We start from the raw sequence: 22,835 nt of genomic DNA on the forward strand, positions 1-22,835 counted from the left end.
GGATCAAAAGGCTGTGGTGCAACTCTAGAAGACTTGTGTGTACACCGTAGCCGCTCTTCGGGAGGGGAGACAAAGCGTAGCTTTGGCGGGGTGGGGTTCTTCGGGTTTAATAAGCAATCAAGCGGACATGATATTATGTCTTAATTGCTGTAAATACTCACCCCGCCAGCCGATACATAATTACTTTTCCTTTCCAATTTTCTTCCACAAATACCAGATGCTCGCCATTGGAACGCCGAAAAGCGCGAACACCGTAGGGTATATCAATCCAGCCACTTTCGCTGCCAACTTCTGGGCCTGGTTTTAACTGTTGTACTTGCGCTCCCGTCTTGGCATTGTAGACATATACCTCTGCGGTTTTGACTGTCACGGCAAATACATAGTCTCCCGTCACACTAATTGCTGCTGTAGACACTTCACGCTTCCCGGTGCTGTCGTAGGGTATTACAATCCGCCATTTGGGAGTACGATTTCCTTTACTCCAATTGTCAAAACGGGCAATCTCAGATCCAGCAACTCCAGCATCGTCACTAAATGCAGGACGATCTACCGTAAAGCCTGACAAAAACATACTATCTGTTTCAGGGAAATATTCGATCCGCCGCAAGTCGTTAAATATTTTGGGAGCAGTTTGCTTTTCCATCGAACTATAGCTGTAGATGGGGTTGCCTTTAGGATCTATTCCCTGTAAAGGATAGTGTCGAATGCCATCTTCTGTTCGCAAAGCTTTCCAAACATCTCCTTTGCTGTCTACCCACCAACCGCCGAGATAAGGATAATCTTTGCTGCGATCGTATTCGTTCTTTTCAAATTTGCCATTACCGTTGCGATCGCGCCAGATCCATTCCCCTTGTTCTGGCTGATGCGGTGGCCAATTTCCGTTGAAAAATGGTTTATCTGCGCCATTAGTTCCGACAAACATGCCGGCGGGGATGGCAACTTTACCATCTGTGGCGGCATTAAAACGATAGATTTGCAGAAAGCTGTTATACATATCTGTGAGGAACAAAAACCGCTTCCCTTGGATGCGGCGAACAAAGGTTCCATCTGGGGATGTATGCAGACGTGGATCTTGAGGATATTTAAAAGGATTTAAGGTATAGGCTTTGTAATTCCATTGCTTACCAGCAGCCTGACTGTAATCCATCAGATAGTGTTCTTGTTTGGTGAATAAATCTACACCATCAGTTTTAGGATCGGCATCTGCATTATCGACGAATATCAATCCCAGCGATCGCCACATTAGTTTTCCCGATGGCGAAAATTTCCGCAAATCTGTTCCTGATTTGTTGAAACCATTACTATTTATATAGATATTGCCGGAAGCATCTGTACCAACTCCGGTAAGTCCGTAAAGTTTCAAATCTCGAACTTCACCAGCAACTCCTGCATAGATACCGCCTTTAGAACCAAAACTACTCACCTGCACTGGCCGATCTTTGATGTCATAAGTCAACATTTGCTGACGCGGGCCATTTTCTGCTACTAAAAGCTTACCTTGATGATTAATAGCGATCGCTGTTGGTTCAACGATATCTGCAATCTGTTGGGGCAATTGCTTTCCACTTTGGGAATAATGTAAAATTTTTGCAGGCTTACTACCATTTTTACTTTGAATAATCCACAGATTTTTTTGTGGATCGATAGTTATTGCTCCCGGATTAGCAACGGCAAAGCTGCGAAGTTCCTTCATCGTCTCAGTATCATAAACACGAATCTGGTTAGCAGCAAAATCACTCACATACAACTCGTTTTCCACAGTTGCTAATCCAGTCACTTCACTTTTAGTACTGGTAATCAACATACTTTTATCCCAACCACGTCCATTCGGAAACGGCGCAGGTTTTCCTGATAAGTCATAGCGTCTAACGCTATACCAAGTTGTTCCTTCTGATGGGTAATCTTCTTTTGTATCGCCCCTCGAACCTTGAGTCATGGCAATGTAAACATATTTACTATTTGCGGTTACAGCTTTGCCACCGCCACGACTCCAGCCGTGAGTATCCCCAAGGGCAGCAATAACTTTACCATCTTTATATATTCCTGCTTCCATTGCCGCCTCATCCCAATGGCTGTTAGTATAAACTGTGCCATCAGGAGCAACATACATGCCCTCAATATTGTTTTGTATCCGCAGATTTCCACTGCCAATAGTATTACCTATCCACGAGGTTTTGTAGTTAAGCGCGGGTGTTTCAGTATTGTTTTGTACTTGCAGATTTTCACTGCCAATAGGATTACTTATTGGCGATATTTTGTGTGTAAGTGTGGGTATTTTAGTAGTGTTTTGTCCCCACAGAAGTTCGCTGCCAATACTATTACTTATTGGTGATATTTTGTGTGTAAGCGTGGATATTTCAGTATTATTTTGTACCCGCACATTTTCACTATCAATAGTATTATGTGTAAGCGTGCGTGTTCCAGTTGTCGCCCAATCTGTTGTAATTCCAAGGGTAGTAACAATGACTCCAACAGTCAGACTGAGTAAAAAGTTGAAAGTTTTATTTCTTTGCAAATATCTAGTATTAGATAATTTTTTGATGGATTGATTGAGCTTGTAACGTAGGTTTTTTAACCACGCCAGTAATTTATTTATCATATAATTTTTAGGTTTTAATTATTTATATACAATCATTGTTTATGAAATCCGTAAAAAAATATAACTATTTTGAAGTGGTTAAGATCCAGTCTATGTATGGACACGGCATCTGATATCACTCTGTCATAACTTTCATGAGAAAATAATTGAGTAAAAATAAAAATAACTAACAATGGCTGAAAAAAATAACTTTAAAAAAATACGAAAATATCTTGAAGAAGCTGATGTTAAATTTGTGCGAGTTCTTTGGTGCGATAATGCTAATATTATCCGTGGCAAAGCTGTGCATCTGGGAATGTTAGCTCACTACTTTGAACATGGAGTAGGGATTTCTGTAGGGCAGCAGGGAGTTCCCGTTATGTATGATGCAGTTGTGCCAGAAACAAATTTAGGGCCAGTAGGTGAAATTCGCTTAGTCCCAGATTGGTCTAGCCTCAAGCCTTTACCTTATAGTCCTGGTCATGCTCGTGTTATGGGCAATATGATACTAGATGGTGCTGCTTGGGGGTTATGCCCGCGAAATTTTTTGAAGCGGATGATTGCGGCAGCTAAATCAACTGGTTGGGAAGTACGAGCAGCCTTTGAAAATGAGTTTTATTTACTACGGCAAACACCTGATGGCATCATTCCGGCTGACTCCACAGTTTTTGCTTCCACTCAGGCAATGGATCTCCACCGCGAAGTAATTGATGAAATCGCTGATGCACTTATTGCCCAAGGTATACCTGTCGAACAGTATTATCCTGAATCAGGCCCAGGTCAACAGGAAATTACCATGCGCTATACCGATGCTTTACAAGCAGCTGACTGGCAAATTGCTTTTCGAGAAACTGTCAGAGCGATCGCCCACCGCCACAACCTCATCGCTTCATTTTTACCTAAAATTTTCCCGGATGCCGCTGGTAGTGGTTGTCATATCCATCTGAGTCTTTGGCATAGGGAGAAAAACCTATTACCCGATCCTCAGAGTATCTATGGTCTTTCTGAAGTGGCATTACAATTCATCGCTGGTATCCTACACCATCTGCCGGCACTGATGGCACTAACTACCCCAAGTACTAATTCTTACCGCCGCATTCTTCCTCATAGTTGGAGTGGTGCTTTCCGTTGTTGGGGATTAGATAATCGGGAGGCTGCTGTTAGAGTCCCTAGTAACCCTGCTTTGGGCTGTCCCAGCCACTTTGAATTGAAAACAGTAGATGCCTCAGCGAATCCTTACTTAGCTTTAGGAGCAGCGATCGCAGCCGGACTTGATGGCGTGCAGCACAGTCTCACACCACCAAACCCAGTCAATCAAGACCCCGGATATTTATCAATTGAAGAACGCAGTGCTAATGAAATAGACCCATTACCAAATAATTTGGGGCAAGCGATCGCTCACCTCCAGCAAGACGATATTCTATTAACAGCTTTAAATCCCCAGTTAGCCAAAGCGTTCTTAGCAGTGCGTCAAGCAGAGTGGCAAGCAATGAAAGATTGGGAATTAACGGCAGAAGTGAAAGCATTATTAGAAAAATACTAGCACCCACTCTCTACTCCCTACTAAAAATGAATCTGGCTGATATTCCTTTAATTGACCAACACGCCCACAACATCTTAAAACCAGAAGTAGCTGCCCAGTCTCCTTATGCAGCTGCCTTTACTGAAGGCTACGATCCAGAAATCATCAACTACCATGCCCGTCATACCTTCTTTTATCGGCGTAGCTTGCGCGATATTGCTGCTTTATTGAACTGCGAAGCTGAAGAAACAGCAATTTTGGCACGGCGAGAAAGTCTAGGATTAGAAGAACTAACGCAGATTTATTTTCGGGCTGCTAACTTAGAGGCGATTTACTTAGATGATGGTTTGCAGCCAGAAACTATCTTACCTCTGTCGTGGCATGAAAGGTTTATTCCTGTGCGAAAGATTCTGAGATTAGAACTATTAGCAGAACAGCTAATTGGGCAATCTCCTGATTTTGCTACTTTCCTAGCCAGATTCAACAGTGAACTCGATCCCCCACCGCTGGGAGTAGTTGCTTTTAAAAGTATTGCCTGTTACCGGAGTGGTTTGGATATTCAATCGGTAACTGACGAGGTGGCGGCGGCTCACTTTGACAACCTCAAGCAACAACTGCACAATCAACCTCTGCGACTGACAGATAAACCACTGATTGATTTTTTGTTACAACAGGCATTATTAGTAGCAGCAAAATACCGCTTACCAGTACAATTTCATACTGGCTACGGCGATCCTAGCTTGGATTTACGATTGGCTAATCCTCTAAATCTGCGATATTTATTAGAGTTACCGCAGTATCGCCATGTACCAATAGTATTGCTACATGCTTCATATCCTTATATGCAGCAGGCTGGTTATTTAGCTTCTGTATATCCCCAAGTTTATCTGGATTTCGGTTTAGCAATACCCTTTTTAAGCGTATCTGGAATGCGGGAAGCAATCAGGCAGATGTTAGAATTAACTCCCACTACTAAATTAATGTATTCTTCTGATGCTCACTCAATTCCAGAATTGTACTACTTGGGTGCAAAGTGGGGTCGTCAGGTTTTAGGGGAAGTGCTAGAGCAAGCAATTATAGATTCTGACATAACTGTAGCTGAAGCTGAGGCCATTTCTTTAGCAATTTTACGTGAAAACGCCTTAGTTCTCTACCAATTAGCAAGCGAAACAAGTACTAAGCGTTAGCATTATTTATTACGGGACTTCCAACAAATAAATTATCCAATCTTGTGGGGTGGACATCTTGTCCGCCCAAGGCTTGGGGCTATCGTGTCGCCCATCCTACAAAAAGTAGTTGAGTATTTTTTTATTTGGAGTTTTCTACCCCAATTACTCTTGCTTTCAAATTTGGCTCAGATTTTTCGTTGAACAGAGTGATTGCAGAGCGATATATAAGTGGCAAATTATTTTACATAAGCTTTATGTAGCTACCCTTATTCTTGAAATTTTCAGTTAATATCTTTAAAACATTATTTAAGCTCGACTTTATCCAAAATTAAGAACTTGGTTTTCTTTATCCGGTAAAATTCTAGATTTTTGGTAAATACTTTTTCCACGTCACAAATATCGATGAAGTTAAAAAAGTAAACCTCGCTTTCCACAAAGGTTTTAGCTTAGGCGCTCGTGCCGTGACACCGCAGGAGTATCGCGTTGCGACAAAAATGGATATAGTCGAATTAAGGTATTCTTATTTACTTATTTTTAAATCAAAATGGTAAGCATTAATACAAAAACATTCTATATTTATTACTTTATAGCAGCTTTCCTCTCTCCCTATATAGCATTCACATTTCTGAGCTGATAGGTATCATATATATCTATCTCGGTGTTATATAGTTAATAAAAATACAGATATAATTCCTTGTTGACGTTGATATATAAATAGTTTATAAATTGGTTTTCTATACAAAAATTATTATTGGTAATGTGTATTCATAAATTCTATTGATTCAGGTTTGCATACAGATATAAAAGCGTACAGATGTGCGCCTGTTTTATTATATTTATAGGAGATACATTAGTGGAAAATAAACTAAAAAATTTTGCTTCCTCATCTGCATCTATTCTCACGCTGGGATTAGGCTGGTTCCCCAAAAGTCCCGGAGGACTAGAAAGGTATATTTACGAACTAACTCATAAATTAGCAGCAAATCAAGACCAGATTGAATTATGTGGAGTTGGGCTACCAGAGGCTGAAATAAATTCGCCCATTAAGCTGACTAACTTGGCGAGTCCCGATAGTGCGATTTGGCAAAGATTATGGTCTATTCGCACCAACTTTCAGAAAACAAGAACTAGCAAACCAGATGCTATTAATTTGCACTTTGCATTATACAGCTTTCCAATTTTAGATATTTTACCAAAGGGAGTACCAGTTACTTTTAACTTTCATGGGCCTTGGGCTTCTGAGAGTCAGCAGGAAGTTGTTAACAAAAACCTAAGTCTTTTAATCAAACACTGGCTAATCGAACAAAACACTTATAATCGTTGCGATCGCTTCATTGTTTTGAGCAAAGCTTTTGGTAAAATTTTACACGATCAATATCAAGTACCGTGGAGCAAAATTCATGTTATTCCCGGCGGAGTTGATATTAATTGGTTTCAACCAAATTTATCACCCCAGGAGGCTTGTGCAAAGCTAGGCTGGCCTAATAATCGCCGGATTATATTTACATCACGCCGCTTAGTGCATCGAACCGGAGTTGACAAATTATTGCAAGCCCTGGCTATAATTAAGCCCAGAATACCAGATGTTTGGCTAGCGATCGCAGGTCGTGGTCACATCCAAGCTGCACTACAACAACAGGCTACAGAATTAGGACTAGATGACAACGTTAAATTTTTAGGTTTTCTCCCTGATGAGCAATTACCTATAGCTTATCAAGCTGCTGAATTAACTATTATGCCTAGCCAATCTTTTGAAGGATTTGGATTAGTAATAGTTGAGTCCTTAGCCTGTGGTACTCCCGTTTTGTGTACTCCTGTTGGGGGAATGCCAGAAATTTTATCAGGATTTTCACCAGATTTAATTACGACTTCAACAGACGCTTTGGCTATTGCTGAAAAATTAGAACAAGCACTTTTGGGAAATATCCCCATACCTTCGCGATCGGACTGTCGTAAATACGCCACCACACACTACGACTGGAATCAAATTGCCCAGCAAGTACGGAATGTTTTATTAGTTTAAACAAGTAAATTTAATAAATACTAAGGGCACTACACGGGTCAAATTAGATAAAATAGAGGTTTAATGAGAATTCTTTTCTTAGATCAAAGCGGTAAACCAGGCGGTGCCGAGTTATGTTTAATAGATATTGCTAAACCTTATGGCGATCGCGCTTTAGTAGGTTTATTTGCAGATGGATCGTTTAAAGATTTACTACAACAAAATCATATCCCAGTAGAAGTTCTCGCAACTCAAGCAATCCAAGTTCGCAAAGAAAGCAGTTGGCTACAAGGATTCAAGAGTTTGGGACAACTTGTACCTCTGATTACTAAGGTAGTTAAAAAAGCGCGGGCATACGATTTAATCTATGCCAACACCCAAAAAGCATTAGTTGTCGGTGCATTGGCAAGTTTTTTCAGTCGTCGCCCTCTGGTTTATCATTTACATGATATTCTTTCCAAAGAACATTTTAGCCAAACTAATCTTCGCATTGCTGTTAACTTAGCCAATCGTTTTGCATCATTAGTAATTGCTAATTCTCAAGCTAGTAAAACTGCCTTTATACAAGCAGGAGGACGCCCAGATATCATCGAAGTTGTTTATAACGGCTTTAATCCAAAAAACTATCAAACTGATGAGTCTGACATTCAAAAATTACAGCAACAGTTAGGATTAGAAGGAAAATTTGTCGTTGGACACTTTAGCCGTCTTGCACCTTGGAAAGGGCAGCATATTTTAATTGATGCCCTTGCTAAATGTCCGCATAATGTGATAGCAATTTTAGTGGGTGATGCACTATTTGGCGAACAAGATTATGTCCAAAAGTTACACCAACAAGTTAGTGAACTAAGATTAGAAAACCGCGTCAAATTCTTAGGATTTCGTTCTGATATTCCCCAGTTAATGGCAGCTTGTGACTTAGTGGCACATACCTCTACTTCGCCAGAACCCTTTGGTAGAGTGATTGTAGAGGCAATGCTATGTGGAAAACCTGTAGTTGCAGCCAAAGCTGGGGGCGCAACGGAATTAGTAGAACATGGCCTTAATGGTTTTCTAGCAACACCAGGAAAACCCCAGGAACTTGCACAAGTAATTATCACTTGTTTACAGGAGACGGAAATAACTGCGACTATAGCCAATAATGCCCGAACTGCTGCTAGTCAGCGTTTTGATATTGCAATTATTAATCAGCAAATTTTCCAACTGCTGTCCCACAGATTATAATTACTTCCCTAATCTTACGATCGCCGATTTTGTTTGAAAAACCCCAGATTCACATCTGGGGTTTATGGTTGTAATTACAAATCAACTTAGGACTTACGCAAGAAACTTCTCAAACTCTTATTTCTCCGTGCCCTCTGTGTCCTCTGTGGTTCGATTTTCCGTTACCTATGCGTAATATCATGTCCTCGCATTAAGCTGCTTCCCGCAGTTGTGGTTGTGAGGGCACACTCACTTCTGGAAATGAAAGCGAGAGTTGTTCGGCTTGAGGTATTGCCGCTTGCTGCAAAACTTGAACTTCAATATTCACGCTGACCAAATAACTACCTGTATCAGCACCAACTGCTTCGGCAATTAGTTTAGCAATGTCTGGGCGTTTGGCAGTCAGCGGGTCACGTAAAATACACCGATCCCATTCATGCTTGGCAGTCGGATTGAGGTTGAGAATATAATGCTTCATCATCGAACTAACCCTTGAATCCATCTTCCAGAAGGTTTTCACAGAGCCATTATGCATTTGGCTAGGCTTTGTGGACGCTATACCCATTATAGTATATTTGTACTAAATTGGGCGATATCTGAGTCAGAAAGTAGGAAATATATCATGTCCGTCCAATTGGCTATATTCCCTAATCTATGCAGAAAGCCCAAAAATCCCTTTAACTGCACGCGATTAAGCTGTTCCACATTTAACTTACATAATTAGCGTGGGCTTTTCGACCTATGCCACAAGAGTTATATAAATTTTGGATTAGATGTTGTTTAGCTTAAAAACCATTCCTAAAAGCGTATAGGTGTGTCTTAGCTATATTCACGTGCTACATCCTATTAGTTAAAGGACTTCTAACAAATAATCAAAGTACGATTTCTACGATGGGCAAAGCCAATGCCAAATTTATCTATTCCTTTCTTCTCCAATTTGATGGTATCTCTGAATTCCTAATCCCAGAAAATCTGCCTATAGGTAAATTCTAATACAAAGATATTGCAACTAAGCTTACAAAGCAACACCTTATATTTATGTAAATCGCTATATGGTAGATATATATATTATTGACCTATTTGTAATTGGTCTACTTTTGCTGATGGTAACTTTAGGGTCAGGTTGGATTACTCGCTTACCCCTTTCTTTTGCCATCATCTACCTAGTGGTTGGTATTTTTCTAGGCCCTTATGGCTTAGGGCTGATTCAATTACGTCGAGATGACGTTTTTAACACCGAACTGCTAGAGAAAATAACAGAACTTGTAGTAATTATTTCTGTGTTTAGCTGCGGCTTAAGAATTGTTCGGCCTCTAAAGTTGGGTGTTTGGGATATTACAGTGCGATTGATTTTATTTCTGATGCCAATTTCAATTTTTGCTCTGGCTGTTGTGGGTAAATTGTTTTTAGGCATGAATTGGGGAGAAGCAATTTTATTAGGAGCAATTCTTGCACCGACCGATCCAGTATTAGCATCAGAAGTACAACTCACCAGTACCAATGACCAAGATGAGTTGAGATTTGGTTTAACTTCTGAAGGTGGGTTAAATGATGCTTTAGCTTTTCCCTTCGTTTATTTTGGCATTCATGCCTTAGAAGATGACAACTGGGGTAACTGGTTTCAACAGTGGATTACAGTTGATTTAATATGGGCGATCGCAGCTGGTATTATTATGGGAATTGTTGTTGCCAAATCTATAGTTTGGATTGAAAAAAAAGTTCAAAAACGCCGTCCTGCCGATGAGTTAATGGAAGATTTTCTTGCTATCAGCACAATTCTCATAACTTATTCATTAACAGAAATGGTTAATGGCTATGGATTTTTGGCGGTATTTGTTGCTGGGTTAGTTGTCCAACGCAGTTACAGGAATTCTGAAAAACCGATAGAACAATTAGAATTTGTTGAGCAAGTAGAAAAGCTGCTAGAAGTTGGGACGATTTTACTATTAGGTTCAATATTATTATTGAAACCAATGCTTAATTATGCTATGCAATCTGTGTTAGTCATAATTTTGTTATTCTTTATCGTCAGACCTTTAGGAGTTTGGATTAGCACAATAGGTAAACGTCCTTTAGATTCACGCCGCCGAACCTTCCACCCAGGAACTCGGTTGTTATTTGGATGGTTTGGTATTCGCGGTGTTGGTTCTTTATATTATCTAGCTTATGCCTTTGGTCATGGCTTGAAAGGTGAAGCAGCCGAACAAATTGCTTGGATAACTTACACTACAATTGTCGCTTCGGTAATTGTACATGGAATTAGTGCAACTCCATTAATGAAGTGGTATGAGCGCAATTTTGCTAACAAGAGAAAAACTACTACTCCGACTACCATAGACGAATTTGAGTAAAAGCCATTTTTGCATGTAGCGACTGTCTTGAAAGTCGCTACAGTTTAATTTTCTGAACTTTACTCTCAATTTGACAGTTGCTTTGAGTCTTAATTCCCCTTTCTTTATAGGAAAGGGGTTGATATTAGGTCTATATTCCCTATTTACCTGTTACTTTTTCAATAACTTCTTTCGCTTTTTCGCCAAAACTTTCTGGGGGATTTTGTTTTTGTTCAGCCTTCAAATTTCTTTCGTAAGTCTTCTCTATAGTATTAAGATTTTTTGAATCTTTTATTGCTTGCTCATAAGCTTTTTGTCTGTCTTCTTCTTGAATGCCAACACCTGGATCGTATTCGTTAGCACGATTAATTTTTTCTTCAGAATTTGGTTTATACTCTGGAGGTACTAGTTTTAATTCTTCAAGAGTAGTTGCATAACTACTTTGCTGAACAAAAATGAAAGAACCTGTCAAGCCGATGAAAACCATCAAACAAACAACCAAAAAGCTTGAACGTAATGCTTGTTTTAAACTTAATAGAATTTTTTGCATGAAAAAAATCTCCTAATCTTTTGTGATGAGCTTTTTTAGGTAGAAGATAGGTTAGATATCTTAGGCTCACAGGCATCCTAAGTGTTTAGATACAGTTCTTTCTTCTATCTCAAGGTATATTAATTTTTAGCTAGGGTAATCTTATTCACAAGACTAAAATCCCCGATTTCTCTAAAAAATCGGGGATCTCGTTGTTCACAAATGATTTAGTAGTAGGACAAAATTGTGCCACCTTACCCGTGTACCTCTTTAAAAGAATAATCACTATAGTCAAAGATTGTCGTGCTTACTAACATACAATCTAGAACTCAACTTCTGGACTAATAGCTCAAATCTACTCAAGTAGACTGATATTTTTACTTTCTTATCGGATAGATACTTATGACCAACTGCGATCAATTTTAATTCCTCGGCTTTGCATTACCTCTTCAAATAAATTTGTTGGTAATGCTTCTTCTACAGGAAAAACTCCTGGTTTCTTGAGTTTACCTTCTAGCAATAATTGGGCAATACTACCTGTGCCGCAACCAGAAGCCAGCGCTGTATTTTCATGCACTACAGTTGAACAATAAACGGCTGTTTCACCATTTTTCTGTCCTGTAACCTCAGAACGAACTGCTACTCCAATTCCACTAAAATTATTAGTGACATCTGTCATTGAATGGCTGACATGAGACAGAAATTCAATCATGTAACGACGCTGCATTAACCACTTGGGAAAAACATGTGCCGCAATCCAAGTTAAGTGATTATAAAAATCTGGAACAGAGCCAAACTTAGTAATTACAGTTTTCACTGATGGGAATGCATGGGGAAGTGTAAAGGTTTCTGGCATATCAAACCAGTAAACTCCACTGCGTCCATAAGGAGATGGAAACTCAACTACTTCCCTTTCACTGTAAGGTTTGACTATTTCCCATTTCCCATCTATCCAAGCCTCAAAAGGATACTGCAACCCAAGAAAAGTTGTCCGCATCACTGTAATGCCGGCACCACCAGAACCAGAAACTAAATAACTTAAATGGATCTTTTCTGGTTGATCAAATTGTTCAACTCCCTGGCGTACCATGCTGTTAGAAATACCAGGAAAAATGCCACTATTAATAATTGCTGTCACGCCAGCAGCAGCAGCTTTCTCATGATAATTCAGAGCCTTGCTGGTATAAGAACGATGGTCGCTGACATCTAGATAATTAACGCCTTCAGCAATACACGTTTCGAGAACATTAGTATCTCGATAGTGAAATGGCCCGGCACAATGTATGACTAAATTAGAGTTTGCGATCGCATCTCGCAGTTTGTCAACTTCTTTCAAATCTAATATCAAAAACTGCACTTGTCCCCCCGAAGACAAGCTCACAGCCTTCCCAAACTCCGCAGAACGTCCAGTAATCGTAATTTGTGCTTGCGTATGGGTAGCTAGATCCTCGGCAACACTGCTACCAATCCGCCCTCTTCCTCCAAGAATTAAAACGCTGTCTGTCATTACTCCAGATTCGCAACACTAACCTTATTTCATCAGTTTTGCGCCCTGTCTGGCATCGGTTATAAGTATGATTTATAGTATTTAATAAAATTTCTGCTCTATCTAAATAGTTGTAAACAAGTTTGTAGTCAGGACTTTAGTCGTTATTTTCTAAGCACTAAAGTCCTGACTACAAACTCTTTATTACTAACTTGACAAAATACTACATTTGCGCTTCAATTTGCCTAACTACTGTCAGTGCTGAATAACTCACCCCAGCAGTACCTTCGCCTGGATGGGTGGAGTCACCAACTAACCACAAATTCTCGATTGGTGTCCGATTGGCGAACCCAAAGGGGCCAAAGGTGGGAATCCTTTGACCAATACCGCCAACTATACCGCGATCGCGGCCTGTGAAATGGGCAAAAGTGCGGGGTGTTGCCGCTTCTTGATAAATAATAGTTTCTGGTTTGAGATAAAAGTATTGGGCAAGACGAGCGATCGCTTCTTTGGTAAACTTTTCTTTTAGTCCTTCATAATCTTCAGTCTCCCACCACTGTGCTGGATCGACAAATGAAGAAGCAATAATTGTCGCTTTCCCCTCCGGTGCGCGGCCGTCTCCAGGATGGCTGACGGAAACAAATAGGGAATTATTCTCGCCAATGGGGCCATTGACATCATACAGAAATTGCAGGTGGGGAGGGCATTCAGGCGGAATCGCGCTGGCATCTACACCCAAATAGACCACAAACGCGCCCGATGCTTGGGGTAGTTTTTCCACACGGTTTTTATATCCAGATGGCACTTGTTCTCCCAACAACTGCACCAAATTTTGCACGGTGACGTTGCTAACTATGTGGTCGGCGGCTTCTGTCCAGACTTCGCCAGTTTTCTGATTTCTAATAACAACAGCACTAGCTTTGCCGTTTTCTACTTTGATTTCTTCAACAGTGTGGCGCATCAATAATTTGCCGCCATCTCTTTCTAAAGATTGTACCAAGCGATCGCTTAATACTTGCATACTTCCCTGGAGGTGAAATAATCCTTGGGGCAGTTGGGATACACTCAACGCCGTTGCGGCATAAAGCAATGCTGTCTCGTCTGCATCCACCTGGGAGTATAGCTTCAGTTGCAAATCCAAAAAAGTTCTCAGCCGTCGGTCATTTCCCAGTCCACATAACCGTAAAGCATCTCCTACCGTAAACAAGGTGAAGGGTACAGTAATTAATGTACTCGGACGCACCGCCTGAGTTAGCTGCCACAAATCCCATAAATTACGCGGTGGTAGTACTGGGTCGCGTCCTTGAAATTCCCAACTAGCATCAAATAAAGTTGCCATCAACTGCCAAAATGGTTCGCTACCAGGAAACTGTTTTTGTCGTTCCTCTTGCCATTTCTCTTGGTCGCGCCAAACGTTGATGGGTGTGGTTTCCCCAGGTAAATACACCGCACAAGCAGGGTCGCAAGGCGTTGCTTGTGGCAAATCTATTGATAATTCTGAGAAAATCCGGTGGTGAATTCCCCCTGGTTCCAACCCCGCTACCTGAGTTGCTCCCACATCAAAGGTAAATCCCTGGCGTTTAAAGGTTGAAGCACAGCCTCCTGGTACGAGGGCTTGATCCAAAATTAAGACTCTGTAACCTCTATGAGCTAATAATGCCCCAGCAGTCAGTCCGCCTATACCTGCACCAATAACAGTGACATGAGAGTTACTTTTGTCAATAGAAATGCTGGACATTGATTATTTTCTTTAAAATTCTTAATACTTTTACTTATAATTTTACCTTAATCTCTGACTTCAACAGGGTCGAAGGGTGCGATGGCGTAGCCCGCCGCAGGCATCGTAGCTAAAAGGGCAGTTAGAAACCGCGTCTACACAAGCAAAACCCACAGAGGTGGGTTAAAAAACTTTGGTTTATCCTTGTCCGCGTTCGCGTAGCGTTCCGCAGGAAAGGCAGTGTAGCCGCGAATTCCATTCTCTGGGTCTTAATTTGACTATCCTAAACCCAGAAAATTGGAAATCAACGGCAATAGATTGCTGCACTGTTCAACCAACTTTGTGGCACTGGGTAAACTAGCGATTGTACCTTTTAAAATTTTAATAGCCGTTTTCGCCGCCTTTTGCATCGCCCCCTCTTGAGGATTTTTCCCGGCTTCTGCTAAAGCTTTCACTTGTTCTAATGCCTCAGCTTTATCTTCTTGCGGTAAATTTGTATCAGCCTCAATTGCTGCTTGTAATTGCGTCAACAATTCCTTAATTCCCGGTTTATCTGGTTCGGGAGACGCTGGTAACTCGTTGATGGTATTTGTTACCGTACCGCTAATATCACCCAAATTTAAAGCTTGTCCACTTGCATTGAAATCTCTGCCAACACTACCAATATTAATTTGGCGGCTGGCATCATTGCTATTAGTCATATTTTTATTCTCTACTTTATTGTCAACTTGAACATTAATTGGTTTATTCGCTAATAATTTTACAATCTCTGCCATCTCGCCACTTTGTTGGCGATAGATAACTATTTCATTATCTTTAGCTTGTAATTGTGCTTTATATTTTTCTTCTACAGCTTGCAGTGCCAGTTGATAATTTTGTCTAAATTCGCCATGAATCTTTTCTTTATCGGCATCAACAGGTACAGCAACCTTAACGATAACAACCCCATCACCTTTATTTTCAATACTCTGTAGAGCTAATTCTGTGCCTTCATTTTTATCTTGCACTTTTTGGAAGGCACTAACAAAAGCTTTCCAGTCTATGCCATTGCGGAAAATAAAATCAACAGTATTTAAAACCTCTTCAAAGAGTTTAGTAAATTCTCCTGGTTGAAATTCACCACTACTGGGACGGCGTTCGCGGTCATCAGTTCCTAGTCTGAAATATTCGAGAAGATAGATAAAGCGACAATCTACATTATCTAACTTGGTTGTACTGTCAATATTCCATGCTTCTATACAAGCACCAGTCATGTGAGCATTGGTAAAATTAGTATATATAGCTTGAGTAATAGTTAGGTTTGCCCATTCTAAACAAGCTCCCTCAAAAGTGGCTACAATAATATCAGCACCTTTAAGATTAGCCTTACTCAGGTCTGCATCTTTCAGATTTGCACCTTTTAGGTTAGCACCAGCATAAGATTTTCCCCTACCATTGCAGGTAACAAGCAAGTTGAGAACAGCGCGGTTAGCTAGTATAGTGTCGTCTACTCTGGCAAAGTCTAGGTTTTTGGCTTCATAAAAACGAGTAAGTGTTAGGTTTGCTTTCCTAAAGTCTGTGTTTTCGAGAATTGCACCAGTAAAATCAGCATTAATCAAGTTAGCACTATAAAAACTTGTACCGCCTGTAGCAGCAAAGGTATTAACAACTGAATCAAACCAAGCATCTCTACTTTGAATTCTCCATCCAATCAAAATATTAAATAATATAGACGTAACGCTGATGGCTAAACCAAAGACAATGGCTAAACCTTTGGGTAATGTTCTAATTACAGGAAAAGCTTTAGGAAAGGCAACAACTAAAATAACGACTACGGGTGAGACAAAGACAAGACTGACGGCTATAACTCCTAAACCTGTTATTAAATTTTTGCGAAAAGTGACAATATAAAAAACTGCTACAACAATATTGCAGACTAAACCAATGAATACGTTTCCAATGTATCTAGTGTCAAAAATAGATGCTGCTGATAAACCAAAACTGATTGAATAAATCACTCCTTGTGCTAACAGCACTAGTGCGACTATGAGCAACACAATTGTCCAACGCCGCTGTAGTCCAGCTTTAGCACCTCTAAAATCAGCATTTTTAAGAATCGCGTTGGTAAAATCTGCTCCTCTAATATCCTTAGCGCTAAAGTTAGCCCCAGTTAGGTTTTGACCTTTAAAAGAGCGACCTCGGAGATTTTGACCGGAGTAGTCTGGCGGCATAATCACTAATTCGTAATTCGTAATTCGTAATTCGTAATTTAGAAAGTCAGATTAAATCTGGGTTTGGGGGTTTGAATTTGGTGACGGATATTAGAGAATTGGTATCACTGAGATTTTATACAAGTTTGCTGTGCAATATTTCGGATTTTGGCAAAATAAGGAAAATATAAAAATTTTGAATCCAATACGCGGTATAGGCGCATGACTGCGTAACCTTAGCTTTGAATGCTTAAGGTATCATCAGCAATATTGAAGTTGGTATCACTATACTTCAGCTGTAGTTATCAATATTGCAACTGTAGCAGTTCCCGAACTTATGGGAGCAGCTCCCGAACTTATTGGAGTAGCTCCCGAACTTATGGGAGCGGTTCCCGAACTTATGGGAGCGGCTCCTGGACTTATGGGAGCAGTTCCCGAACTTATGGGAGCTGCTCTCGAACTTATGGGAGCTGCTCTCGAACTTATGGGAGCGGTTCCCGAACTTATGGGAGTCGCTCCCGAACTTATGGGAGCGGTCTAACTCATGACGGGAGCAGCCCGTCGTAAACATCCTTTTACCAATACCTTTGAGAAATTGTTGAACGAACTTTTGCTTAGTGGAATCAATCTCGTCGCTTAAGTATGGATGATGAGCTTTTACTAGAATTGCCAGAAAACCCCCCTAAAAACAAAAAAAACCCGCCGTAGCGGGTTGCACAACAAAACTATGAACAATGAAAACTTGATTTAGCTGGAATACCTCATTTCAGCTTCCAGTTGACGAATTAGCTGTTCGTCGCCTTTTGCTCTAGCTATTTCCAGGCGATGCTCTAGGCTTCTTTGAATATTCGCTCTGTGAGTTTCTCGTGACTTGCTCAAACTTTGTAGTCTATTTTGATTCATAGTGATTACCTGCTTTAATTTTTCACTTTATGTCTTGTATTCTTAACATAGCACACATTTTGTAGCTGTTGCTACAGAAAATATATTTTTTATATAATTTTACCAAAATATGTCTAATAACCAGATAGATGAACAACCACTCGTGACTTTACTGAGCGATTTCGGCGATCGCGATGTTTATGTAGGCATAATGAAGGGAGTCATAGCCCAAATCAACCCCAGACTGACGGTGGTAGACTTAACGCACCAAATTCCGCCGCAAGATATTGTCGCAGCCAGATTTAGCTTGATGAATGCTTATGCTCATTTCCCCATTGGGACAGTGCATCTGGCAGTAGTAGATCCAGGTGTGGGAAGCAAGCGACGAGCGATCGCAGTAGAATTTGCTCAAGGGTTTTTGGTCGGCCCAGATAATGGTATCTTTAGCGGGGTACTTAGTCAAAGCCCCGCGATGTCTACGACGGGCTACGCCTACGCAGCCGTCGAACTTACAAATCTTAATTATTGGCGCACTCCTCAACCAAGCAAGACTTTTCATGGTAGGGATATCTTTGCACCTGTGGCAGCTCATCTTGCTAGTGGTGTCCCCCTCAAACAGCTAGGACAAGCAATCGAACCAGTAAGTTTAGTAAACCTGGATATAGGCAAATGCAAGCAAACAACCACCAGTGTAGTGGGTTGCATTCAATATATTGACTACTTTGGCAACCTAGTGAGTAACATTCCAGCGAGTTACGTGCAAGGCAAAAGTTGGTATGTGCAAGTTGCCGGATTGAGTGTACCAGGCTGTGAAACTTACAGTGAGGTGAAAGTGGGAGAGATAATAGCCTTAGTTGGCAGTCACGGCTGGGTAGAAATTGCCATTAATTGCGGAGATGCTCACTCACAATTACAGATTAATTTACAAGATGTGGTAGAAGTCTTGTTTTTTTAAGAAAATCAGACCAGTGAATATTGTTAAAGTTAAGACAGTGAAAAATCACCAGGCTGCAAAGTGCCTGTTGCTGATTTGTGGAGAAGTCAAAGAAAGGGGAAAATTCTAGATATAAAAAGGAGGATGGGCAACTACATACCACTTAAAAACAAGCATTTTCATTCACCGTAGGCAGTGCCAATTCGACAAAAATTTCCAGAAAGCAACTGCTAAAAGACGTAAGTTTAGGAATGGTGACATGAAGTTCGCCTTATTGCTCATAATAATAAAAGTAACCCTTGAGCAATTTCCTGTTGTACTCTACTAGAGAATCATAATTATATTCTTGCTATGACTACACAAACACTCTCTGCATCAGAAGTTTATCAAGGTCAGTTTGGGGAATTTACAATTACTCAGAGCGATCGCACTGGCGTAATTATCTATCGCGCTGGGTTAATGGTAGCAGCACTGAGCTTTGCCATCGGCAGCGCCTTGATTTTACTCAACAATAACCCAACTGTTGTAAGTTTACTGACACCTCTATATGCTTGTTTTAGCCTCGCGCTTGGTGTAAGTTTATTTACCATCCATATTTATATGGCATCACTGCACCGAACGTTGCAAGTTTTTTGGGCGATTGGTAGTATCGCATCAGTGATTCTGGCGATCGCTAGTAGTGAACCTTTAGCTCTTGCTGTTTACAATCAGCCAATTACCTTATTTGGGGTTGGTTTTATCTTTGTAGCTTTGACAGGTATTTATTTTAAAGAGGCTTTTTGCTTCAATCGCCTAGAAACCAAAGTATTAACTCCAATTGTACCGCTACTGTTGTTAGGACATTTGGTAGGAATTTTACCAACTCAGGGAGAAAGCATTTTATTAGGAACTTGGGCGATATTATTTTTAGTGTTTGCCCTACGCAAGACAGTCCAAGCAATTCCTGCTGATATTGGAGATAAGTCTGTGTTTACCTACTTGAAAGAACAACGTTTAGCTAAGGTTTAATGCGGATAAAAAATCGTCGGTGTCAAAAATTTCCCAAAATCAAACTAATCAAACGCCAAGAAATGTGGACACTTACGGCTCAAGGGTGGGCGATTGCGATCGCTTTGATTGTTTATTTAATATTTTTCATTTTTACTCATGTACACTCATTTCTCGCCGTAACTTCCCCGATCCAATCAGCAGACGTATTAGTTGTTGAAGGATGGCTACCAGATTACGCTATAGAAGAAGCTTTGACTGAATTTAAAACCGGTTCTTATCATCAAATAATTACTACCGGAGGCACATTAGGAAAAGGAAGTTATCTTACCGGATACAAGAACTTTGCAGACGTGTCGGCTGACACCTTCATAAAACTCGGTTTAGAAGCAGAAAAAGTAGTAGCTGTTCCAACACCTTTCGTGGTTAAAGATCGTAGTTATGCATCTGCTGCTGAATTTGAACGTTGGCTATCCAATTCAAATTTAAAGATAGAATCGATTAATCTTTTTTCCTTGGACGTTCATGCCCGTAGGAGTTGGTTTCTTTTTAAAAAAATACTTACCCCTCAAATTAATGTTGGTGTGATTGCTGCAACAACACAAGATTATAATCCAAACAAATGGTGGAATTCTAGCGAAGGCGTGCGGACGGTTCTTGATGAAGGTATAGCTTATCTTTATGCACGGTTGAATTGGAAAGCCTAACAGTCGTAATTCGTAATTCGTAATTCGTAATTTATAGCTCCCCGACTTCTCAAATAATTTGGGGAGCTATTTACTGAGCGTTTTATGTTTAATTAGGTTGACCTACTTAGCTAGGATTTGTAATAATGCTTGCCGATAAATTTTCAGTCCCTCTGCATTCAGATGGTCGCCATCGCTGGTTAAATTTGCTTTCAAAACATTATTTTCATATAATGGTGCTAGTCCGGCTGCGGCAACTGGCACTTTTTCTGTTTCAGCCACTTGATTAATCAGAACATTAATTTGTTCAACTTTAGAATTTGGGGCTGCTACAGTTGGATCTGAGCTTGCTGCAACTGTCGAATAAAAAGCCGGAATCAGAAAAATCTCTTTAGTTCCCATTGTGCGAACAAGTGCGATCGCCTCTTGGAGATTTTTGCTAAATAACTCATCACTAATTTTATACAAAGCATCATTTCCACCTATGGCAATAATGGCTTTTTCGCATTTCACCTTGGTAGGAATTAAACTTTTCAGTTGTTCTAGTAGTGAGATTGTACTCAGACCATTTAACCCAAAATTAAAAGTACCACTCCCAAGGGTATTGCCAAGTCCAGCCGAAATAGAATCTCCAAATAAGCAACCTGAGAATTGTTTATCCTGGGCGGCGAGTGTTTGATATTGTAGGGCAACTTTCCCTAAAGGTGAAGAACTTACGTCATCTTTCGGCGGTGCATCAGCAGAACTAGCAGAAGAATTTGCCATACCGACCAGCTTCTTAATTTTTGACACCTCAATAACTAGTTGATCGCTGGGATAGGCTTCTAAAAAGCTGGTTATTCCTAGACCTTCTGGCGATCTTGCTCCGACGATCAGGGCAGATCGTAGTGCTTGTATACTAGCTCGATCGCGACGAGCGATCGCTTGGGAAGCAAAAGATAAAATTTGCTTGCCCATTCCTGTGTTTACCAGCTTATCTAAAGCCACAATATCAAGCGACATTTTCACTTGCAGGGCTTCTTGAAATTTCTGTTTTTCTTTAGCGCTGAGGTAATCTAGAAAAGATTTCAGATCGCCAGAAACCTTTTGTGTCTCATCATAGTTGCGTATATCTGCCACCGGGATCGATTGCTCAAACAATCCGTACCTGACGGTAACTTTTTCGGCTGCCAAACTAGGCAACAAACCAAGTCCACTATGTACCAGTAAAAATATTAAGCACCCAGATAGGCTTATTAGAAGACGATAGAAATATTTCATCACACAGGATAAGAAGATAGATAGTCAATAGTTAATAGTCAAGAGTCAAGAGTCAAAAGTCAAGGGGAATTGGGAAAGAGGTCTTTGTAGAGACGGCGATTCATCGCGTCTCTTGCCTTAACCGCACAGTATCGCCCCTACTCCATCAACAGCCAACCCTAATTTGGGAATACTCAATCCAGTGGCGTGAGGATATAACGGTGGTAGAAGAAGGCGCATATTGGTTAGCTTGGGCACAAATTTCCGGAATTGGGCCAGTATTACTGCGACGGCTGCAACAGCATTTTGGCACGCTGGCAACAGCTTGGAACGCTACTAAGGTACAGTTAGGAGAAGTAGAGGGTTTTGGTTTTCAGACACTAGAAAAAGTAGTACAACAGCGATCGCGTTTGCACCCAGAACAACTCTTCACCAAGCACCAGCAGGAAAACTCTCATTTCTGGACGCCAGCAGATGCAGATTATCCCCGTTTACTGCTAGAAACTCCCAGTCCACCGCCAATTTTGTACTATCGCGGTGAAGTCGAACTCCAAGAAAATCTCGGACAAAAACCAATGGTTGGGATTGTCGGAACCCGCCAACCCTCAGAATATGGTATCCGTTGGACTCGCCAAATTAGTACAGCTTTGGCTAAAAATGGCTTTACAGTCGTTTCTGGTATGGCAGAGGGAATTGACACCGAAAGCCACATCGCCGCCATGAAAGCAGGTGGACGCACAATCGCAGTTTTGGGAACTGGTGTAGATGTCATCTATCCGCATAAAAATCGGGATTTGTACAAGCAAATTTTGACTGCTGGGTTAGTTGTAAGTGAGTACCCCACAAAAACCCCACCCGATCGGACTCACTTTCCCCGTCGCAACCGCATTATTGCAGGCTTAAGCCGCGCCATTCTGGTAATGGAAGCGCCTTTAAAATCTGGTGCCTTAATTACTGCTACCTACGCAAATGAATTTGGTAGAGATGTCTATGCATTACCTGGAAGACTAGACGATTATCCATCCCAAGGATGCTTAAAATTACTGAGTCAGGGAGCTTCCTTCATTCTTAAAGAACTAGACGAACTGTTAACAATGCTAGGAGCAATACCACAAATTGATACGATTGAGGCTTCTACAGCACCAGAACAGTTAAGTTTACCAACTTTATCGCCAGAATTGCAAACAGTAATGAATGCGATCGCAAGTGATGCTTTACCCTTTGATTTTATTGTCCAACAAACCGGGATGGCTGCTGGCTCAGTTTCCGGTGCTTTGTTACAGTTGGAACTTATGGGTTTTATTTCGCAATTACCAGGTATGCGGTATCAAAAAAGTTAATAATTAAAAGATAACAACATTATTTAGCTTTGTTTTTAGCAA

18 protein-coding genes are annotated in these 22,835 nt (G+C 40.7%); 10 read left to right on the forward strand and 8 right to left on the reverse strand.

Annotated features, from left to right (window positions below):
- Positions 1 to 157 precede the first annotated feature (157 nt).
- A complete protein-coding gene (locus ACM0OX_RS12270) occupies positions 158 to 2,599 on the reverse strand; it encodes a hypothetical protein (protein ID WP_414515116.1) in 2,442 nt (813 codons plus the stop codon).
- Between the two features lie 172 nt (positions 2,600 to 2,771).
- Between ACM0OX_RS12270 and ACM0OX_RS12275 the strand changes: the two genes are divergently transcribed.
- The 4 genes from ACM0OX_RS12275 (at position 2,772) to ACM0OX_RS12290 (ending at position 8,495) form a co-directional block, all read left to right on the forward strand.
- Positions 2,772 to 4,121 (forward strand): glutamine synthetase family protein, encoded by a 1,350-nt coding sequence (locus tag ACM0OX_RS12275; protein WP_414515118.1) that lies wholly within the window; start codon positions 2,772 to 2,774, stop codon positions 4,119 to 4,121.
- 26 nt (positions 4,122 to 4,147) lie between these two features.
- Positions 4,148 to 5,287, forward strand: a complete 1,140-nt coding sequence (locus ACM0OX_RS12280; RefSeq protein WP_414515120.1) for an amidohydrolase family protein — start codon at positions 4,148 to 4,150, stop codon at positions 5,285 to 5,287.
- A gap of 835 nt (positions 5,288 to 6,122) precedes the next feature.
- Positions 6,123 to 7,292 (forward strand): glycosyltransferase family 4 protein, encoded by a 1,170-nt coding sequence (locus ACM0OX_RS12285; RefSeq protein WP_414515122.1) that lies wholly within the window; start codon positions 6,123 to 6,125, stop codon positions 7,290 to 7,292.
- A gap of 63 nt (positions 7,293 to 7,355) precedes the next feature.
- The gene (locus tag ACM0OX_RS12290) at positions 7,356 to 8,495 is read left to right on the forward strand and encodes a glycosyltransferase family 4 protein (protein WP_414515123.1); all 1,140 of its coding nucleotides are present in this window, start codon (positions 7,356 to 7,358) and stop codon (positions 8,493 to 8,495) included.
- A gap of 190 nt (positions 8,496 to 8,685) precedes the next feature.
- Here ACM0OX_RS12290 and ACM0OX_RS12295 read toward each other — a convergent pair whose 3' ends face one another.
- A complete protein-coding gene (locus ACM0OX_RS12295) occupies positions 8,686 to 8,955 on the reverse strand; it encodes a hypothetical protein (protein WP_414515124.1) in 270 nt (89 codons plus the stop codon).
- Between the two features lie 571 nt (positions 8,956 to 9,526).
- Between ACM0OX_RS12295 and ACM0OX_RS12300 the strand changes: the two genes are divergently transcribed.
- Complete coding sequence (locus ACM0OX_RS12300) at positions 9,527 to 10,825, forward strand: cation:proton antiporter (protein ID WP_414515125.1); 1,299 nt, start codon at positions 9,527 to 9,529, stop codon at positions 10,823 to 10,825.
- 139 nt (positions 10,826 to 10,964) lie between these two features.
- On the opposite strand, the gene ACM0OX_RS12305 is transcribed toward ACM0OX_RS12300, so the two are convergent.
- The 4 genes from ACM0OX_RS12305 to ACM0OX_RS12320 form a co-directional block, all read right to left on the reverse strand.
- Complete coding sequence (locus ACM0OX_RS12305) at positions 10,965 to 11,354, reverse strand: hypothetical protein (RefSeq protein ID WP_414515127.1); 390 nt, start codon at positions 11,352 to 11,354, stop codon at positions 10,965 to 10,967.
- 379 nt (positions 11,355 to 11,733) lie between these two features.
- Positions 11,734 to 12,840, reverse strand: a complete 1,107-nt coding sequence (locus ACM0OX_RS12310; protein ID WP_414515128.1) for a saccharopine dehydrogenase family protein — start codon at positions 12,838 to 12,840, stop codon at positions 11,734 to 11,736.
- A 202-nt stretch (positions 12,841 to 13,042) separates the two neighbouring features.
- The gene (gene crtD / locus ACM0OX_RS12315) at positions 13,043 to 14,557 is read right to left on the reverse strand and encodes a C-3',4' desaturase CrtD (RefSeq protein ID WP_414515130.1); all 1,515 of its coding nucleotides are present in this window, start codon (positions 14,555 to 14,557) and stop codon (positions 13,043 to 13,045) included.
- A 257-nt stretch (positions 14,558 to 14,814) separates the two neighbouring features.
- The gene (locus ACM0OX_RS12320) at positions 14,815 to 16,746 is read right to left on the reverse strand and encodes a pentapeptide repeat-containing protein (RefSeq protein WP_414515131.1); all 1,932 of its coding nucleotides are present in this window, start codon (positions 16,744 to 16,746) and stop codon (positions 14,815 to 14,817) included.
- 316 nt (positions 16,747 to 17,062) lie between these two features.
- Between ACM0OX_RS12320 and ACM0OX_RS12325 the strand changes: the two genes are divergently transcribed.
- The gene (locus ACM0OX_RS12325; protein WP_414515132.1) at positions 17,063 to 17,266 is read left to right on the forward strand and encodes a hypothetical protein; all 204 of its coding nucleotides are present in this window, start codon (positions 17,063 to 17,065) and stop codon (positions 17,264 to 17,266) included.
- Between the two features lie 206 nt (positions 17,267 to 17,472).
- Here ACM0OX_RS12325 and ACM0OX_RS12330 read toward each other — a convergent pair whose 3' ends face one another.
- A complete protein-coding gene (locus ACM0OX_RS12330; protein WP_414515134.1) occupies positions 17,473 to 17,628 on the reverse strand; it encodes a hypothetical protein in 156 nt (51 codons plus the stop codon).
- Between the two features lie 109 nt (positions 17,629 to 17,737).
- On the opposite strand from ACM0OX_RS12330, the gene ACM0OX_RS12335 reads away from it, so the two are divergent.
- The 3 genes from ACM0OX_RS12335 to ACM0OX_RS12345 all read left to right on the forward strand — a co-directional run bounded on the left by ACM0OX_RS12335 (position 17,738) and on the right by ACM0OX_RS12345 (position 20,235).
- Positions 17,738 to 18,562 (forward strand): S-adenosyl-l-methionine hydroxide adenosyltransferase family protein, encoded by an 825-nt coding sequence (locus ACM0OX_RS12335; RefSeq protein ID WP_414515135.1) that lies wholly within the window; start codon positions 17,738 to 17,740, stop codon positions 18,560 to 18,562.
- 330 nt (positions 18,563 to 18,892) lie between these two features.
- Complete coding sequence (locus ACM0OX_RS12340; protein ID WP_414515137.1) at positions 18,893 to 19,549, forward strand: DUF2301 domain-containing membrane protein; 657 nt, start codon at positions 18,893 to 18,895, stop codon at positions 19,547 to 19,549.
- On the forward strand, positions 19,549 to 20,235 hold the full coding sequence (locus ACM0OX_RS12345; RefSeq protein WP_414515138.1) for an ElyC/SanA/YdcF family protein: 687 nt from the start codon (positions 19,549 to 19,551) through the stop codon (positions 20,233 to 20,235). The genes ACM0OX_RS12340 and ACM0OX_RS12345 overlap by 1 nt, the downstream gene beginning before the upstream one ends.
- A gap of 102 nt (positions 20,236 to 20,337) precedes the next feature.
- Here ACM0OX_RS12345 and ACM0OX_RS12350 read toward each other — a convergent pair whose 3' ends face one another.
- A complete protein-coding gene (locus ACM0OX_RS12350; protein WP_414515140.1) occupies positions 20,338 to 21,396 on the reverse strand; it encodes an alpha/beta hydrolase in 1,059 nt (352 codons plus the stop codon).
- A 278-nt stretch (positions 21,397 to 21,674) separates the two neighbouring features.
- Between ACM0OX_RS12350 and dprA the strand changes: the two genes are divergently transcribed.
- A complete protein-coding gene (dprA, locus tag ACM0OX_RS12355; RefSeq protein ID WP_414515142.1) occupies positions 21,675 to 22,793 on the forward strand; it encodes a DNA-processing protein DprA in 1,119 nt (372 codons plus the stop codon).
- Positions 22,794 to 22,835: the final 42 nt, after the last annotated feature.

Source organism: Nostoc sp. PCC 9305 (genome assembly GCF_963920915.1).
In the GTDB taxonomy this organism is placed as follows: Bacteria; Cyanobacteriota; Cyanobacteriia; order Cyanobacteriales; family Nostocaceae; genus Nostoc.